Origin of the sequence: Spirillospora sp. CA-128828, assembly GCF_050945415.1 — a bacterium.
In the GTDB taxonomy this organism is placed as follows: Bacteria; Actinomycetota; Actinomycetes; order Streptosporangiales; family Streptosporangiaceae; genus Spirillospora.
Genome location: NZ_CP191986.1, coordinates 322,793 through 337,650 on the forward strand (window position 1 = coordinate 322,793; position 14,858 = coordinate 337,650).

13 protein-coding genes are annotated in these 14,858 nt (G+C 73.2%); 10 read left to right on the forward strand and 3 right to left on the reverse strand.

Annotation, left to right across the window (positions count from 1 at the left end; translation table 11 throughout):
- Positions 1–27 precede the first annotated feature (27 nt).
- Both ACQPXG_RS01840 and ACQPXG_RS01845 read right to left on the reverse strand, forming a co-directional pair.
- The gene (locus ACQPXG_RS01840) at positions 28–1,044 is read right to left on the reverse strand and encodes a hemolysin family protein (RefSeq protein WP_433465837.1); all 1,017 of its coding nucleotides are present in this window, start codon (positions 1,042–1,044) and stop codon (positions 28–30) included.
- A complete protein-coding gene (locus ACQPXG_RS01845) occupies positions 1,032–2,420 on the reverse strand; it encodes a hemolysin family protein (RefSeq protein WP_433465838.1) in 1,389 nt (462 codons plus the stop codon). Before ACQPXG_RS01845 ends, ACQPXG_RS01840 begins: the two co-directional genes overlap by 13 nt.
- A gap of 341 nt (positions 2,421–2,761) precedes the next feature.
- Between ACQPXG_RS01845 and ACQPXG_RS01850 the strand changes: the two genes are divergently transcribed.
- From ACQPXG_RS01850 to ACQPXG_RS01880, 7 genes are read left to right on the forward strand one after another with little or no spacing between them, the layout of a single operon-like run.
- Positions 2,762–3,976, forward strand: a complete 1,215-nt coding sequence (locus tag ACQPXG_RS01850) for a hypothetical protein (protein WP_433465839.1) — start codon at positions 2,762–2,764, stop codon at positions 3,974–3,976.
- Positions 3,973–6,522: a tetratricopeptide repeat protein gene (locus ACQPXG_RS01855; RefSeq protein WP_433465840.1), complete on the forward strand. Its 2,550-nt coding sequence runs from the start codon at positions 3,973–3,975 to the stop codon at positions 6,520–6,522. Before ACQPXG_RS01850 ends, ACQPXG_RS01855 begins: the two co-directional genes overlap by 4 nt.
- Before the next feature lie 2 nt (positions 6,523–6,524).
- Positions 6,525–7,838, forward strand: a complete 1,314-nt coding sequence (locus tag ACQPXG_RS01860; RefSeq protein WP_433465841.1) for a protein phosphatase 2C domain-containing protein — start codon at positions 6,525–6,527, stop codon at positions 7,836–7,838.
- Entirely contained in the window at positions 7,835–9,157 is a 1,323-nt protein-coding gene (locus ACQPXG_RS01865) for a VWA domain-containing protein (protein ID WP_433465842.1), read from the forward strand. Before ACQPXG_RS01860 ends, ACQPXG_RS01865 begins: the two co-directional genes overlap by 4 nt.
- Positions 9,158–9,162: 5 nt before the next feature.
- Positions 9,163–9,918 (forward strand): FHA domain-containing protein, encoded by a 756-nt coding sequence (locus tag ACQPXG_RS01870; protein WP_433465843.1) that lies wholly within the window; start codon positions 9,163–9,165, stop codon positions 9,916–9,918.
- Positions 9,915–11,447, forward strand: a complete 1,533-nt coding sequence (locus ACQPXG_RS01875) for a hypothetical protein (protein ID WP_433465844.1) — start codon at positions 9,915–9,917, stop codon at positions 11,445–11,447. Before ACQPXG_RS01870 ends, ACQPXG_RS01875 begins: the two co-directional genes overlap by 4 nt.
- Positions 11,448–11,464: 17 nt before the next feature.
- Positions 11,465–12,292 carry a glutamate ABC transporter substrate-binding protein gene (locus ACQPXG_RS01880; protein WP_433465845.1) on the forward strand — a complete coding sequence of 276 codons (828 nt, stop codon included), beginning with the start codon at positions 11,465–11,467 and terminating at the stop codon, positions 12,290–12,292.
- A 3-nt stretch (positions 12,293–12,295) separates the two neighbouring features.
- Here the strand turns inward: ACQPXG_RS01880 and ACQPXG_RS01885 are convergent, their stop codons facing one another.
- On the reverse strand, positions 12,296–12,646 hold the full coding sequence (locus tag ACQPXG_RS01885; RefSeq protein WP_433465846.1) for an STAS domain-containing protein: 351 nt from the start codon (positions 12,644–12,646) through the stop codon (positions 12,296–12,298).
- A gap of 407 nt (positions 12,647–13,053) precedes the next feature.
- On the opposite strand from ACQPXG_RS01885, the gene ACQPXG_RS01890 reads away from it, so the two are divergent.
- The 3 genes from ACQPXG_RS01890 (at position 13,054) to ACQPXG_RS01900 (ending at position 14,813) form a co-directional block, all read left to right on the forward strand.
- A complete protein-coding gene (locus tag ACQPXG_RS01890) occupies positions 13,054–13,725 on the forward strand; it encodes a lysophospholipid acyltransferase family protein (protein ID WP_433465847.1) in 672 nt (223 codons plus the stop codon).
- A gap of 72 nt (positions 13,726–13,797) precedes the next feature.
- Positions 13,798–14,493, forward strand: coding sequence for a hypothetical protein (locus ACQPXG_RS01895; protein WP_433465848.1), 696 nt, complete (start codon positions 13,798–13,800; stop codon positions 14,491–14,493).
- A 137-nt stretch (positions 14,494–14,630) separates the two neighbouring features.
- The gene (locus ACQPXG_RS01900) at positions 14,631–14,813 is read left to right on the forward strand and encodes a hypothetical protein (RefSeq protein WP_433465849.1); all 183 of its coding nucleotides are present in this window, start codon (positions 14,631–14,633) and stop codon (positions 14,811–14,813) included.
- The last annotated feature ends 45 nt before the right edge of the window (positions 14,814–14,858 follow it).

Genomic DNA, 14,858 nt, shown 5'->3' on the forward strand with positions numbered 1-14,858 from the left:
AACTGCAGTGTTGTCGCAGGTACACGGCTAGTGCGGGTTGGTGGCCAGTAGCTCCGCGAGGAGGTCGTCCAGGGTGACGATGCCGGCGAACTCGTTCCGGGCGTCGTTCACCACGGCGAGCTGGGCGCGGCCCCGGCGCATGCGGCTGACCGCGTCCAGGACGGTCGTCTCCGCCGTCAGGACGGGTGCCGGGTGCGCCAGCTCGTCGGCGCGGCGTTCGCCGTCCGGTTCGGTGATGGCCGCCCGGACGTGGACGATCCCCGTCATCGCACCGTCCTCGCCGCGGACCAGCAGCCGGCTGTGGCCGCTGGCCGTCGCGGTCCGGCGGATCTGCGCGGCGTTCGCGTCCGCGTCGATCGTGGTGACGGACGTGGCGGGCACGACGAGGGGCCCGACCGTGGCCTCCCGCGCCGAGATCGCCCGGCGCAGCAGCTCGTGGTCGTGCCGCCCGATGAGGCCGAGGCGGCGGGACTCGCCGACCAGGTGGCTGAGCCGCGCCGGGTCGGCGTGGCTGTCCAGCTCGTCCTTCGGTGTGACCCGGATGAGCCGCAGGAGCGCGTTCGTCGTCGCGTTCAGCGCCGACAGGATCGGGCGGGACACCTTCGCGAACGCGCGGAACGGCAGGGCCAGGATCAGCGCCGACCGCTCGGGGTGCGCGATCGCCCACGACTTCGGGGCCATCTCGCCGACGACCATGTGCAGGAACGTGATCACGGCGAGCGCGCAGCCGAGCGCGACCGCCTTCGACGCCGCCTCGGGCACGCCGATCGCGTGCAGCGGCGGCTCCAGGAAGTGCTCGAACGCGGGCTCGGTGACGATCGCGAGGCCCAGCGAGCACATCGTGATGCCGAACTGCGCGCCGGCGAGCATCAGCGACAGCTCGCGGACGCCCGCGACCGCGGCCGCGGCCGGGCGGCCGCCCTTCGCGGCGGCGCGTTCCAGCTGCGGGCGGTTGGCCGCGACGAGCGCGAACTCGGCCGCGACGAAGAACCCGTTCCCGAGCAGCAGCAGGACGGTGATGAGCAGCGAGGTCAGCGGGTCCATGACGCCTCCGCGGACGCGGGCACCTCGCACGGCGGGTCGGAGAGCTCCGGAGCCTCCGCCCGCGCGGCCTCCGCCGTGGCCGCGCGGATCAGGATCTTCTCGGCGACCCGGCGGGCCACGCTCACGACCTCCAGCTCGACGGCGCCGCCGTCCAGCTCGACGGTGAGCCGGTCGCCCGGGCAGGGCAGCCGGCGCAGCTCCGCCATGACGAGACCGCCGAGGGTGTCGTAGGCGTCGCCCTCGGGCAGGTCGAGCCCGGTGAGCCGGCCGACCTCGTCGATGCGCATGCCGGCGTCGACGAGCCACGAGCCGTCCGGGCCGGACGTCGGGGCGTCCTCCGGGCCGTCGGTCTCGTCGGCGATCTCACCGACGAGCTCCTCGGCGACGTCCTCGAAGGTGAGGATGCCGGCGAGGCCGCCGTACTCGTCCACGACGCAGGCGAACTCCTCGCCGGAGTCGCGCATGTGCTCGATCACCCCGTACAGCGGCTGGCTGCCGGGCACCAGCAGCGCGGGCCTGGCGACCGAGCCGACCGGGGTGGACGGGTCGAGCGTGTCGTCGGCGACCTCGCGGACGCCCGCGACGCCGACCACGTCGTCGACCTCCTGCCCGTAGACGGGGTACACGCTGTGCCCCGTCTCGCGGATCAGCGCGACCAGGTCGGCGACGGGAGCGGTCGCCGGCAGCGTCCGCACCTGGGGGCGGGGCACCATGACCTCGTCCGCGGTGAGGTCGCCGAACGACAGGGCGCGGTCCAGCAGGCCGGACAGGTCGGCGGGCAGATGCCCGGCGCTGTGCGACTTGCCGATGATGTCGCCGAGCTCCTCCAGCGTCGCGCCGCTGTGCAGTTCCTCGACGGGCTCGACGCCCACGGCGCGCAGCAGGCGCTCCGCCGCGCGGTCGAACAGCCGGATCAGCGGCCCCGCGACCGTCAGGTACACGAGCGTGGACGAGGCCAATGCGCGCGCGAGCGACTCGGCCCGCGCCAGAGCGAGGTTCTTCGGGAACAGCTCGCCCAGAAGCATCTGTATGAGCGTCGCCAGGACGAAGCCGGTGGCGAGGGCGATCGCGCCCGTCGCGCCCTCCGGAATGCCGACCAGGCCCAGCAGCGGCTGGATCAGCTCGGCGAGGGCGGGCTTCGCGATGAATCCGACGACCAGGGTGGTCATCGTGATGCCGAGCTGTGCGCCCGACAGCATGAACGACAACCGGCTGATGACCTTGAGGGCTCTCCGGGCGGAGGTGTCGCCGCGCTCGGCGGCCTGTTCCAGGGTCGCGCGGTCCGCGGCGACGTAGGCGAACTCCTGGGCGACGAAGTATCCGGTGGCGGCGGTGAGAAGGATCACCGCGAGCACACCCAGTGCCGCCGTCACCATGCGGCACCGGGTCTATGACTGGGGTCCGACACCGCGGACTCACCACTCCTCTCGTAAACGACCTATTTGTCGTAACGTCACCAGGGACAACGAGGTTCCCCGTGCACAGGGTACGGGTCGGTAACGATCGGTGGAGAGCGGCGGTCACGTGACGCCGGGCTTCCGGGACGGAAACAACCTTGTCTCGGTTAGTGTCACGGATCACACTTGTATGAGAGCGTACGTCCGATAGTGGACCGGTCCGTGCTCCCAGACCGGCATTGAGGGCATGCTCAGGGGGAACCGAGAACGCGACCGTGGGGCAGACGTTGGACCAGAGCGGGGCAGGGGCCGCCGCGCCCATGAGCCGTGAAGGCGTCGACCATGCCCTGAAGAAGCTCCGGGACGAGCGCGACCGCATCTCCGCGTCCCTCCTCGAACTGGACCGCCACCAGGGCAGCCGCCTTCTGGAGGGCGCCCGGCTGACCGGTGAGACGTGGCGCCGCTGGGACGGCGCGCAGGCCCGGCTGGCGACCCTGTGGCGGCTGTTCGACGCCTACCAGCGCGTTCTGGACGCCGCCGGAGAGCTGCGCGACCGGGCGTCGCGCCCGGACGCGGCCACGCTGACGGAGCTGTCGGGGATGCTGTCGGGGTTCTCGGTCGAGCTGCCCGACGGCGAGATCCCGCTGGAGCACCGCACGCTGCTCGGCCCGCAGGAGCGCCGCATCACGCTGGACGAGGCCGTCGCGATGATGTCGGACGCCTACGAGTTCGTCGCGGGGGAGATCGCCGCCGCCGACGCCGCGTGGACGGCGCTGCTGCAGCCGCTGGAGCGGGCCGAGGAGGGCTGGCGGGAGACGGCGCGGCTGGCGCACTCGCTGGACGGCACCCGGCATCCGGAGCTCGACCGGGTCGGACGCGAGCTGACCGCGCTCGGCCGGATCGTCCGGACCGATCCGCTGTCGCTGGTGAAGGACGGCCGCCCGGACACCGCCCGCCTTGACCGTGTCTGCGCCATACTTACCTCGCTCGGCGACGAACTCGCCGGCGTCGCCCGGATGCGCGAGGACTACGAGGAACTCGTCATGCGGGTCACGGCCTCCATCGAGGAGGTCGAGGAGACGGAGCGGCGGGCCCACGACGCCCACGCGACCGCGCTCGCCAAGATTCAGTCGCCCAACCTTCCGGAACCGTCGCGGGGCCTCGGCACCGCGCTGCGGGACCGGCTCGCCGCCCTGGAACGGCTGCGCGAGGCCGGCCGGTGGGTGGAGATGGCGGGACGCTTCGCCGAGCTCGAACGCGCCGCCGACGACGCGCTGGAACGGGCGAGCGGTGATCTGCGTCTCAGTGCCGGGCTGCTCGACCGGCGGGGCGAGCTCCGGGGCAGGCTGGAGGCGTACCGGGCCAAGGCGGGGCGGCTCGGTCTGGTCGAGGACGAGCAGCTCACGGCATTGTACGGGGAGGCCCGCGAGGTGCTGTGGACGGCGCCCTGCGACCTGCGCCGGGCGACCACGGTACTGGCGGAGTACCAGCGAGCGATCAGGGCGTGCGAGAGCGAGACGGGGAACCGGCGATGAACCGATGCACCCAGCCCGGCTGCACGGGCGAGGTGGAGGCGGACGGCTTCTGCAACGTCTGCGGCATGGCCCCGGCCGCCGACCAGGCCGCCGCCCCTCCGGCGTCCCGGCCGGCCGCACCCCCGAACCCGGCGACCCCGGGCCCGCCGCCGCCATATCCGGCGTCCGCGAGCCCGGCCCCCGGAAACCCGGCCCCGGCGCGGACGGCCGCCCCGGTGCGGCCCGTGGCCCCCGCGGCGCCCGGCTATCCGGGCACGTACGGGCCGCCTCCCGGCCCCGCCCCGGTCGGTCCACCCGGCCAGACCCCCGTGACGACCCCGGCGACCCCGGCGCCTCCGGCCGGCGGGACGTCCGGAACGTCCGGCCCGAGCGGGCGCAGCGTGCCGGGTTCGTCCGGCAGCTCGCCGACCAGCGGGTCCGGCAGCATGGGGTCCGGGCGGACGGCGTCGCGCGGCGGCACCCGCGGGACGGGCTCCACCGGCTCCGCCCGGCGCGGGATGCTCGGCGCCGGCCTGGTCGAGGTGCCGCCCGTCCCGGCCCGTGACCCGGCTTCGGCGATCATGGAGAAGGCGGAGGTGCCGGAGAACCGGCGCTTCTGCAGCAAGTGCGACGAGAAGGTCGGGCGCAGCCGCAACGGCCGCCCCGGACGGACCGAGGGCTTCTGCCGCAACTGCGGGCACCCGTTCTCGTTCACCCCGAAGCTGCACCCTGGCGAGATGATCGGCGGCCAGTACGAGGTGCTCGGCTGCCTCGCGCACGGCGGGCTCGGCTGGGTGTACCTGGCCCGCGACCACAACGTCAGCGAGCGGTGGGTCGTCCTCAAGGGCCTGCTCGACACCGGGGACGCCGACTCGCTGGCGGCCGCGACCGCCGAGCGCGCGTTCCTCGCCGAGGTCGAGCACCCCAACATCGTCAAGATCTACAACTTCGTGCGGCACGGCGAGTCCGGCTACATCGTCATGGAGTACGTCGGCGGCCGCTCGCTGAAGGACATCCTGCTCAGCACCCGCCAGGAGCAGGGCGACCAGGCGGCGCTGCCCCTCGGCCAGGTCATCGCGTACGGGCTGGAGGTGCTGAGCGCCCTCGGCTACCTGCACGGCGTCGGGCTGCTGTACTGCGACTTCAAGCCGGACAACGCCATCCAGTCCGAGGAGCAGCTGAAGCTGATCGACCTCGGCGGCGTCCGGCGGGCCTTCGACGCGGACAGCCCGATCTTCGGGACGCCCGGCTACCAGGCCCCGGAGATCGGCTCGCAGGGTCCGTCGATCACGTCCGACCTCTACACCGTCGGACGCACCCTCGCCGTGCTGAGCTTCCCGTTCCGCGGCTACACCGGACGGCATCTGCGCAGCCTGCCGCCCCGCGAGGAGGTGCCGCTCTTCGAGCGGCACGAGTCGTACCACCGGCTGCTGCGGCGCGCCACCCACCCCGACCCCGCCCGCCGGTTCCAGAGCGCCGCCGAGATGGCCGAGCAGCTCACCGGCGTCCTGCGCGAGGTCCTGTCCGCCGAGGACGGACGCCCGCGGCCCGCGCCGTCCCCCCTGTTCGGGCCCGAGCAGCAGACGGCCGGCACCGAGGTCGTCGGCGGCCTCGACACCGGGCGGGCGAACGGCTCGTCCCCGCCGATCCTGGCGCGGCTGGAGCCGGCCGCGGCGGCCGCCGCGCTGCCCGTCCCGCTCGTGTACGCCTCCGACCCGGCCGCCGCGTTCCTCGCCGGGCTCACCGCCCGCGACCCGGCCGACCTGGCCGCCGCGCTCGCCTCCGCTCCGGTGGCGTCCCGCGAGGTGCGGCTCGCGCTGGTGCGCGTCCGCATCGAGCTGGGCGACCTCGACGGCGCCGCCCGGCTCCTGGAGGACATCGCCGCCGAGGCCCCGGACGACTGGCGCGTCGACTGGTACCGCGGCGTCCGCGCGCTCGCCGGCGGGCGCGGCACCGAGGCCGTCGCCGTCTTCAACGACCTGTACGACCTCGCGCCCGGCGAGCAGGCGCCCAAGCTGGCGCTCGCCTTCTGCCACGAGACCCTGGGCGACATGACGAGCGCCGGCTACTTCTACGAGACGGTCTGGCGCACCGACCCCACGCACGTCAGCGCCGCGTTCGGGCTGGCGCGCACCCGCCTCGCTGCCGACGACCGCGGGTCCGCCGAACGCGTTCTCGACTCGGTCCCCCGCATCTCCAGCCACTACCTCGCCGCGCAGCTCGCCGCCGTCGCCGTCACCGTGCGGGGGCGGCGCCCGGGCGAGCTGAACGCGCCCGTGCTCATCGAGGCGGGCCGACGCCTGGCGTCCCTGCGGCTCGACACAGAGCGGGCCGCCGCGTTCGCCGCCGAGGTCCTGGAGGCGGCGCTCACCTGGGTCCGCGCCGACCGGGGCCCCGCCCCGTCAGGTGTCCGGCAGCAGGTCCTGGAGACCGAGCTGGACGAGCAGCCCCTCCGCAAGCGGCTGGAGGACACCTACCGCGTGCTCGCCAAGCTCGCCGACAGCTCCGGGCATCGCCACGCCATGGTCAAACGCGCCAACGCCGTCCGCCCGAGGACGCTCTTCTGACCATGAACGCGGACCAGCACACGCCCGTCGAGCTCTGCCGCACCTGCGGCGAGCCCGTCACCGAGCGCGACCGTTTCTGCGAGGAATGCGGACGGCCGGATCCCACCACCCCCCGGACCCCGCCGCTGGGGACCGCGCTCCCCGGCAAGCCTCCGTCCCCCCGCAGGGCCACCTCCCACGACACGCCCCTCGCGTCGATCCCCCACCCCGCCCCGAACGCCGAATCGTCGTCCGACCTGGCGACGAGAACCCGCCCGGACCGGCGCCGCGCCCCCGCACCGAGCGCCGAAACCGCGCCGAGCGCCGGAACCGCACGGGGCGCCGAGACCGCACGGGGCGGCGAGACCGCACCGCGCGCCGAGACCACGCCAGGCGCCGAAACCGCACGGGGCGTCGAAACCGCACGGGGCGTCGAAACCGCGCCGGGCGCGGGTGATGCCGCCGGTGCGGGGACGCGGTGCGGGGACTGCGGAGCGGCGGCCATCGGAGCGGACGGGTACTGCGGGCAGTGCGGGTTCCGGCAGCCCAGCGGGCGGGAGCACGTCGAGGAGGAGGCCGGCCGGTTCGGCGCGGCGGTGAGCGACGTCGGGCTGCGGCGCAGCCGGAACGAGGACGCGTTCGCGCTGGCCACGCTGCCCGCGGGGGCGTGCGCCGTGGTCTGCGACGGGGTCGCGACCGCGCCCGGATCCGAGGAGGCGTCGAGGCTGGCCGCCGACTCTGCCGTGGCCGTGCTCACCGGGCGCGTGTCCGCCGGCATGGACCCGCGCGGCGCGATGCGCGCGGCGGCGGCGCGGGCGGCCGAGGTCGTGGCGGGGCTGTCCGACGACCCGGAGTCGTCGCCCGCGTGCACGTTCGTGTCGGCCGTCGTGGACGCGGCGGGCGTCACCGTCGGATGGGTCGGCGACAGCCGCGCATACTGGTTGTCGGAGGCGGGCTCGTACCGGCTCACGACGGACGACTCGTGGGCCGCGAGCATGATCCGGCAGGGCGCGCTGACCGCCGAGGACGCGTGGGCCGACAAGCGGGCGCACGTGCTGACCGCGTGGCTGGGCGCGGACGCGGGGCCGGTCGATCCGCATGTGGCGGCGTTCCGTCCGACGGCGCCGGGGCTGGTGGTGCTGTGCAGCGACGGGCTGTGGAACGACCTGCCGGAGCCGGCCGCCCTCGCGGCGGTGGCGCTGGACGGCGCGGACGGCCCGCTCGGCGCGGCGCGGCGGCTGCTGCGGGCGGCGCTGGACGCGGGCGGGCACGACAACGTCACGGTGGCGGTGATCCCCTGTCCGCCGCCAGAACCGAGCAGGGAGCGGGGCAGATGAGCGATTTTCCGGAGTTCACCGTCCGGGTGGACCAGAACCCGTACCTTCCGGCCGGCGGACGGGAGATGCACGCGATCGTGTCCGTGGAGGCGCGCTCGTCCGGCGGTGCGGGTCCGGCGGGGGGCGGCGGACGGGCCCCGGCCGCGGAGATCATCATCATCGACACCTCCGGGTCGATGTCGTACCGGGGGAAGATGGCAGCGGCGAAGCGGGCGGCGCGGGCCGCGGTGAACGTGCTGCGCGACGGCGTCCACTTCGCAGTGGTCGCCGGCGCGAACCGGCCGCGGATGATCTACCCGCAGGGGGAGCGGCTCGTCGTGGCGGACGAGACGTCCCGGCGCAGCGCGGTGAACGCGGTGGGACGGCTGGAGGCGGCCGGCGGAACGGCGATCGGGTCGTGGCTGCGGCTCGCCGACCGGCTGTTCACCGCGCACGACGCCACCGTCGCCGACAACGCGGTCAAGCACGCCATCCTGCTGACGGACGGCAAGAACCAGCACGAGTCGGACGAGGAGCTGGACGCGGCGCTGCGGGTGTGCACCGGGCACTTCCTCTGCGACGCCCGGGGCGTCGGCACCGACTGGGACGTCGCCGAGCTCCGCAAGATCACCTCGGCGCTGCTGGGCGGGTTCCTGGACGTCCCCGACCCGGCCGACCTGGAGGCCGACTTCCTGGCGATGACGCACGCCGCGATGAGCAAGGAGGTCGCGGACGTCGCGCTGCGCGTGTGGACGCCGCAGCAGGCGCGGCTCCGGTTCGTCAAGCAGATGATCCCGGCCGTGGAGGACCTGACCGGCCGCCGGGTCGAGTCCGGGACGCAGACGGGCGACTACCCGCTCGGCGCGTGGGGCAGCGAGAACCGCGAGTACCACGTGTGCGTCGAGGTGGAGCCCGGCGACGTCGGACGGCAGATGCGGGCCGCGTGGGTGAAGCTCGTCGCAGGCGACCAGGTTCTCGCGTCCGGGAACGTCCTCGCCGAGTGGACCGACGACGAGGCCAGGTCGACGCGCATCAACGGCCGGGTCGCGCACCACACCGGCCAGTCGGAGCTCGCGGAGGCCATCCAGCAGGGGCTGGAGGCGCGGCGGGAGGGCGACGAGGACACCGCGACCGCCCGGCTCGGGCGCGCCGTGGTGCTGGCCCGCACGGTCGGCAACGAGCAGATCTCCGGCCTGCTCGACAAGGTCGTCGACGTGGTCGACCCGGCGCGGGGCACGGTGCGACTGAAGCGGGACGTGGCGAAGGCGGATGAGATGTCGCTCGACACCCGTTCCGTCCGGACCGTGCGGACCCGGCACGGCGACGAGGCAGGGGGCTGAGGCCCATGCCGGTCTGCCCGAGCGGGCACACCTCCCAGGCCACCGACTACTGCGACGTGTGCGGTGACCTGATGGAGGGTGCGCAGCGCGCCGAGTTCGCCGAACCCGAGCCCGCGCCGGCCCCCGCGTCCCAGCCCGCGAAGCCCGAACCGGCGGAGACGGCGGACTGCCCGCACTGCGGCACGCCCCGCTCCGGCCGGTTCTGCGAGGTCGACGGGTACGACTTCGAGACCGGCACCGTGTACACCGTCCAGCTGACCGCGGCCGGCACCGCACAGGCGGTGCCGCTGGTGCCGCAGCAGCGGCCGAGCAGCACGCCGGTCGTCGCGCCGCCGCCCGCCCCGGCCGGGCCCTGCGCGCTGGTCAAGGCCGACCGTGCGTACTTCGACTCGGTGATCGCGGAGATGGGGCAGGACGCCGGGGCCCTCGCGTTCCCGCCGTACTGCCCGGAACGACGCGTCCCGCTGCTCGGCGACCAGATCCGGATCGGGCGGCGCAGCACCACGCGGGCGCTCCTGCCGGAGATCGACCTGAGCGCGCCGCCCGAGGACCCCGGTGTCTCGCATCTGCACGCCGTCCTGCTCGCGCAGCCGGACGGCACCTGGAACCTGATCGACCCCGGTTCGACCAACGGCACCACCGTGAACGGCGGGACGGAGCCGATCCCGGTGAACGTGCCGGTGCCGGTCGGTGACGGCGACCGCATCCATGTGGGCGCCTGGACGACCATCACGCTGTCCCTGCAGGAGGGCACGCCATGACGATGAGTCCCGCACCGCCGGCGGCTCCCGCAACCCAGCCGCGGCCCCAGCCGCCGCAGGCGCCTCCGGAGCAGAACCCGCCGGTGGACACCGAGCGCACCGGACGGCTGCGGACGTTCGTGCGCGGACGCTGGCTCAAGACGATCCCGGGCCGCATCCGCGCGCACGTCGTGCTGTGCCTGGCCGCGCTCGTGGCGCTGCTGATCGTCCTCACCGTCGCGATCGGGAACGCGCGCGACTCCGTCGAGACGATCGGGCACGACGCGGGCCCGCAGGTCGTCGCGACCGGCACGCTGTACTTCGCGCTCAGCGACATGGACGCGCAGGTGTCCAACATCCTGCTGATCGGGCGCGAGCACGACCTCGGCATCGGCTACGACGAGACCCTGCGGGTGTACGAGAAGCGGCGCGCGGAGGCGGACGCCGCGGCGGTGCAGGCCGCGCAGCTCGCGGGACGCGACCCGGCGCTGCGGCGGACCGTCCAGGAGGTGCTTGACGGGCTCGGCAAGTACGAGCGGCTCGTCGGCCAGGCCATGCAGCTCGACGCGCAGTCCGACCACGCGCCCGGCCAGACGCCGCCGCAGGTCGTGGACGCCTACCGGCAGGCCACCGACCTGATGAAGCTGCAGCTCCTGCCGAAGGCGTACAACATCACGCTCGACACGGGCGCGAACGTCCGGCAGTCGTACGAGACGAAGCGGTCCGCGGTGCTGACGGGACGCGCCTGGGTCCTGCTCACCGGCCTGCTGGCCCTGCTGCTCCTGATCGCCACCCAGCTGTACCTGATGCGGACGTTCCGCCGCGTCCTCAACCCGGCCCTCGTGCTGGCGACGCTGGCCACGCTCGTCCTCACCGCCGTCGGGGCGGGCCTGCTGACGGCCCATGCCGGGCATATCAAGACGGCCAAGCAGGACGGGTTCGACTCGATCCTGCAGCTGTCGCGGGCCCGCGCGATCAGCCACAGCGCGTTCGGGGACGAGAGCCGCTACCTCCTCGACCCGGGCCGCGCCGACACCTACGAGCAGACCTACCTCGACAAGTCGCTGTCGGTGATCTACCCGGATCTGGGCGACAAACCGGTGAACCTGGAGAACTACTACGCGGGCCTGGAGCAGAAGGCCGGCCCGTACAAGCCCGGCGAGGGCGCGGTCCCGTTCCTCGGCTTCTTCGGGGACGAGGCGCGCACGGTCGACAAGGGCCGGGAGGCGGACGCCCTGGCGAAGACGCTCGCGGCGTACCGGAAAGTCCAGCAGAACGACGCGCGGATGCGGCAGCTCGCGGAGGCGGGCAACCGGACGGCGGCGGTCGACCTGCGGATGGGACGCACGTCCAACGCGATCCGCGACTTCGACGACTACGACGCGGCGCTCAGCTCGCTGACCGCCGTCCACCAGGACGCCTTCGACAAGGCGATCAAGGACGCGGACGGCGGGCTGCGCGGCTGGAACGCCGTCCCGCCGGTCGGCGCCGCCGTCATCGCCCTTCTGATCATCGCGGGGGTCCGTCCCCGGCTGGCCGAGTTCCGCTGACCGGAGGAGATCAAGCCATGCGCGCGATCCGTGCCATCGCCGCCTCGGGGGCCGTGCTGACCGCGGCGGCGCTGCTGTCGGCCTGTGGCCTCGGCGCCCCCGAGAAGCAGTCCGTCGCCGACAAGAAGTCCCTGGTCATCGGCGTGAAGGAGGACCAGCCCGCGCTCGGCGTGAAGCGCCCGGACGGGACCTACGAGGGCTTCGACGTCGACGTCGCCACCTACATCGCCGGGAAGCTGGGCGTCCCGAAGAGCCGCCTCACGTTCAAGACCACGAACTCGTCGGTGCGTGAGGAGGCACTGGCCAAGGGCACCGTCGACATGATCCTCGCGACGTACTCGATCACCGCGAAGCGGAAGATGAAGGTCACCTTCGGCGGGCCCTACTACGTCGCCCACCAGGACACGTTCGTCCGCGCCGACGCCACCGCGATCAGAGACGTCCGGGACCTGAAGGGCAAGCGGATCTGCGAGGTGACCGGCTCCAACTCCTGGCGGCGCGTCATCGAGGAGCGCAAGGTCGCCGCGAAGCCGGTCACCGTGAACACCTACGGCGCCTGCATGGACGCCCTGGCGGCCGGGCGGCTCGACGCCGTGTCGACCGACGACCTGATCCTCGCCGGGTTCGCCACCGGCCGTCCCGGGCGGATGATCAACGCGCCGTTCACCGACGAGAAGTACGGCGTCGGCCTGAAGAAGGGCGACCTGAAGGGCTGCGAGAAGGTCAACCGCGCCATCACCGACATGTACCAGGACGGCACCGCCCAGAAGCTGCTGACCAAGTGGTTCGGCAAGTCGGGGCTGAAGCTGACCACCAGCGTGCCCCAGTTCGAGGGCTGTACCTGAGCCCTACGGGGTGGTGGACGGGAAGGCGACGATCGCCTCCCGCAGTGTGTCGTGGATCGGGATGAACTTGTCGATTCCGGTGATGCGGAAGACCCGCTGGACGCGCGGCGGCAGCGCCACCAGCGCGATGTGGGTGCCGCGCTCGCCGGCGCGGCGGTTGGCCGCGACGATCGCGTTCAGGCCCGTCGAGTCGCAGAACGTGACCTCGCGCATGTCCACGACCATCGGCTCGCCCGAGTCCACGACCTCGAAGAGCGTCTGCTCGAAGCGCGTGCGGGACACCACGTCGATGTCGCCCTTCACGCGGACGAGTGTGCAGCGGTCGTCGCGCATCAGACTGATGTCGAAATCCATCGTCACCTCACGCCCCACTCCGGTGGCACACGGCCATCTCAGGTGACTCCTCAGGATTGCGCACCCGTGCCCGCAATCCAAGCGCTTCCCGGGAAAAGGACCAGGTCGGCCGCCCCGTGGCTCGGACCGTAACGCCGGCTCGGACGCCCGTCTGGTCCTCGGGACGACTCTACCTGACGATGCGTCCGGGGCGTCCGGATGGCTCCCGGGACCTCCGGGAAACGTCGCAATAACTTACCGAACAGAAACTTACTTGAGGGTAAGAATGGCGGCCAATACCGCCGGGCCGAGCTTTGACCTGCGCTTGAACCATTCCTGACCGGTCCTCGGGCCGGAAAGGAGGGCACTGACCGAGGCCCGGACCAGCGCAGAGGTTACAGTGGCGTTGGCGAAATTCAGGAGGCTGGGTGTTCTACACGTTCATGACGCGCGTGGTGCGTCCGATCCTCTGGCTGCTCTTCCGCCCCCGGGTGGTGGGCGGCGAGAACGTGCCGAGCTACGGGCCGCTGATCGTGGCGAGCAACCACCTGTCGTTCATCGACAGCTTCATCATCCCGCTGGCGGTCCCGCGCCCGGTCACCTACATCGCCAAGGCCGCCTACTTCGAGGGCGGCGGGCTCAAGAACCGGTTCGTCCGCTGGTTCCTCACCAACCTCGGCCACGTCCCGGTGCGGCGCGGCGCCCAGCGCGCCGCGATGGGCGCGCTGGAGCAGGCCGCCGACGTCCTCGACAACGCCGGAGCGTTCGCGGTCTACCCCGAGGGCACCCGCTCCCCGGACGGACGCCTCTACCGCGGCCGGACGGGCGTGGGCTGGCTCGTCCTGGAGTCCGGGGCCCGCGTCCTGCCGGTCGCGCTGGAGGGCACCGAGAAGATCCAGCCGATCGGGGCCGGCTTCCCGCGCGTGTTCGGCCCGCGTCCCACCGTGCGGATCGGCCCGCCGATGGACTTCTCCCACTACCGTGACCTGCCGCCCGCGAAGGCCCGGCGCGCCATCACCGACGAGATCGTCGAGACGATCCAGAAGATGTCCGGCCAGGAGTACGCGGCGGAGTACAACGAGCGGGCCGAGAAAGGCTGACCGGGTGGAGAAAGGCCGACCGGGCGTGTCGTCCGGGGCGGCCCGCCCGCCGCGCGCCGTAGTGTCGCCGCCATGGCCCACAGGATCCTCCCGCTCGTCCTGCTGTCCACGGCCGTCGCCGCCACCGCGTGCGGCGGCGACGCCGAACGCGCCGGCCAGGTGCGCGGCACCGCCCGCGCCGAGGTGGCGGGCATCGGCTACACCTCCGACCAGCTGGCCCAGGCGCTGCTGCAGGAACCGCCCGGCTACCGGCGCGCCGGAGAGCCCGATTCGGGCGAGTACGGCTCGCTGAAGGCCATCCAGAACGCGGCAAGGCTCCAGCGGGGGACGACCCTGGACAAACCTCGCTGCGGGAGCGGCCGCCCGGGCGGCGATGTGGCCGGCGACGTCCCCGCGGCCCTCGTGTCGTTCGTGAACGGCACCGGCCAGACCGCGACCGAGACGCTGATGGGCATGTCCGCCGCGGACGCCGAGAAGCAGGTCAACGCCCGCGTCCCGACCGGCTGCCTGAAGTTCCGCACCAAGGTCGGCACCAAGTGGGCCGAGCACCAGGTGAGCGAGGCGCCCAAGGGCGACATCGGCGAGGGCTCCCGCACCGTCGGCGTCACCACGATCAGCGGCAGCGCCCGCACCCGCACCTGGTACGTCGTGTTCAAGGGCCGCCACTACCTCGCCACCGTCACGGTCTTCGGCCCCAACGCCACCCGCGCCGACGCCGAACGCCTCGCCCGCGACGCCCTCACCCAAGCCCATCGCGTCCTGCCCTGACCCCCCGCCCGGGACCTGACCCGAGAGGCGGTGCGGGATGGGGGGTGCAGCGGATACGGTTCGGCTTACACGGGCCGCAGGGCGCGGTTCGGGGCGTGTCGTTCGCGGGGGTGGTCGTGGTCGGTAGGGAGGGGCGGGTGACCGGCCGGATCGGTCCCGGGCTGGTCGGGGAGGTCATGATCCCGATCCGCGGCGGGGTCGAGGCGTTCTACGCCCACCCCGTCGACCCACGCGACGAGATCGGCGTCGGCACGATCATCGTGGTCGTCGAGTACCACCCGCCCCGGACGGTCTACGTGGCGGTCGCCCTGCCCCAGTGAAGTTGTCCTGATGAGGACGTGAATACACGGTCCCGCGACAGAACC